This is a genomic window from Pseudoalteromonas sp. TAB23 (assembly GCF_000498075.1).
Classification (GTDB): Bacteria; Pseudomonadota; Gammaproteobacteria; order Enterobacterales; family Alteromonadaceae; genus Pseudoalteromonas; species Pseudoalteromonas arctica.
This window is the reverse complement of sequence record NZ_AUTP01000340.1, coordinates 1-2,589: the sequence shown is the minus strand read 5'-3', so window position 1 is coordinate 2,589 and position 2,589 is coordinate 1. Positions and strand designations below refer to the sequence as shown.

The 2,589-nt window shown below is 41.8% G+C and carries 2 protein-coding genes; both read right to left on the bottom strand.

Features of this window, described 5'->3' with window-relative positions:
* Nucleotides 1-404 (bottom strand): TolC family protein (locus L654_RS0122855; protein ID WP_024609140.1); only part of this gene is annotated, 404 nt, incomplete at its 3' end.
* The coding region (locus L654_RS0122850) for an efflux RND transporter permease subunit (protein ID WP_024609111.1) at nucleotides 397-2,589 on the bottom strand (2,193 nt) is incomplete at its 5' end. The genes L654_RS0122850 and L654_RS0122855, both read right to left, overlap by 8 nt.

Genomic DNA, 2,589 nt, shown 5'->3' with positions numbered 1-2,589 from the left:
TCAAGTGCAACGTTTGCACTTGATTGGCGGTCATAAACGCTTGGTGCATCGCTTCGAGCTGCGCCAACATTTACGCCACCTTGCGGAAGGTACAGGGCTTTTTGCTCTCCTAATCGCGCTAATGCACTTTTAAGTGTTAGCTGGCTTGTTTGCAAATTATAGTTATTTGCAAGCGCACCAGTAACAAGCTCATTTAGTTGATCAGAATTAAGCTTTTTCCACCAGTTTGTTTCATCAGCAACGCTAACGTTACTAGCAATATTAGCTTTGGCAACAAATTCGTTAACGGCTTTTTGCTCACTCATGGTGTCTATTTTACTCGCACACCCGGCTAAAAACGCAGCGACTAATACCGCACTGACAGTTAGACTTGTTTTAAGTCTTTTTTGCATTAATTTAGTCATGAGTATTCTCCTGCGCTTTCTCTTTTTTGTTAGTCACTAACATATAAAATACCGGCGTAAACAATAGGCCAAACACGGTTACACCTATCATGCCTGAGAATACTGCGTTACCCATTGCGTGTCGCATTTCGGCGCCCGCACCGGTGGCAAGTACTAACGGTACAACACCTGCTGTAAATGCAATTGACGTCATTAATATTGGGCGCAAGCGCATACGACATGCCTCAAGTATTGCCTCTAAGTGCGATAAGCCTGAGTCGTGTCTGTCTTTTGCAAACTCAACCATCAATATTGCATTTTTAGAAGCCAACGCGACCAGTACTATTAACGCTATTTGGGTGAATATGTTGTTGTCAGAGCCGACAAACCACACACCTAACAAGGCTGAGAAAATAGTCATTGGTACAATTAATATAATTGCCAGTGGTAAACGTAAGCTCTCGTACTGCGCTGCAAGTACCATAAATACAAGTAATACAACTAACGGGAATACATAAACCATGGTGTTACCGGCAAGTACTTGTTGGTACGTTACTTCAGTCCACTCATATTCAATACCTGTTGGTAGTGTGTCTGCGAGTACTTTTTCAATAGCAACTTGTGCTTGATCAGAACTATAACCTGGCGCTGGGCTACCATTTAGTTCTGCACTTGGGTATCCGTTGTAATGCATAACACGGTCAGGACCAATTGTTGGTGTTACTGTTAATACAGAGCCTAATGGCACCATATTACCTGAGCGATTACGTACTTTTAAATTAAGTATTTGATCAGGGTCTAAGCGGTAGTCAGCATCAGCCTGTGCATTTACTTGGTACGTACGACCAAACATATTAAAGTCATTTACGTACACAGAGCCTAAGTAAATTTGCAGTGCATTAAATACTTCATCAAGTGGAATACCTTGAATAAGCGCTTGTTCGCGGTCAATATCAATATCCATTTGTGGAACTTGGATACGGAAACTTGAGTACAGACCCATTAATGCAGGGTCTTGTTGCGCTTTACCAATAACGGCTTGCAGGCTATTAAATAGTGCTTCAAACCCTTTATTAGCTCTGTCTTCTATTTGCAGTTTAAAACCACCTGTAGTGCCCAAACCTTGAATTGGCGGCGGTGGAAATACCGCTACAAATGCCTCATCAATGGCGGCAAAACGTTTATTCAACTGCGCCGCTATCGCCATCGCTGATTGGCTTGGATCGGTACGTTTGTCAAAGCTTTCAAGTGGTGTAATTACAATGCCGCTGTTAGGGCTATTTGTTAAACCGTTCACTGATAAGCCAGGATAAGCAACAGTATGTGCAACGCCTGGTACTTCTAATGCAATTTGCTGCATTTGAGCAAGTACATCTTCAGTACGATCAAGGCTTGATGCGTCAGGCAACTGCGCAATAGCCACTAAATACTGTTTATCTTGCTGTGGAATAAAGCCACCAGGTACGGTATCAAATAACTTAATTGTGCCGCCAACAAGTGCAATATAAGCCACCATTACAACAACGGTCATACGGATTAGTTTTTGTACCAGTTTTTCGTACCCTTTAGCACCACGATTAAAAACGCGGTTAAATGGTTCAAATAACCAACGACCAAACAATTTATTAAGTAAACGCGTGAACGCATCTGTTTTTGCATCATGTGATTTTAATAACAGTGCAGCAAGCGCAGGCGATAACGTTAATGAGTTAAACGCTGAGATAATCGTCGAAATTGTAATTGTAAGTGCAAATTGCTTATAAAACTGACCTGATAAACCGGTAATAAACGCAGTAGGAATAAATACAGCACTTAGTACTAGCGCAATGGCAATAATAGGGCCTGTTACTTCGCTCATTGCAACGCGGGTTGCTTCAAGTGGCGATAAGCCTTTTTCAATATTACGCTCTACGTTTTCAACAACTACAATCGCATCATCTACAACAATACCTATGGCCAATACTAAGCCAAACAACGACAAGGTATTAATTGAGACACCTAACCACTGCATTACTGCAAACGTACCAATGAGCGAAATAGGCACAGCAATTAATGGAATAATTGATGCACGCCACGTTTGTAAAAATACAATAACAACAATAACTACCAGCACAATTGCTTCAAGCAACGTTGCAATTACCGCGTCAATTGAGCCGCGAACAAATACCGTAGGGTCGTACACAATGTCGTATTCAACACCAGTAGG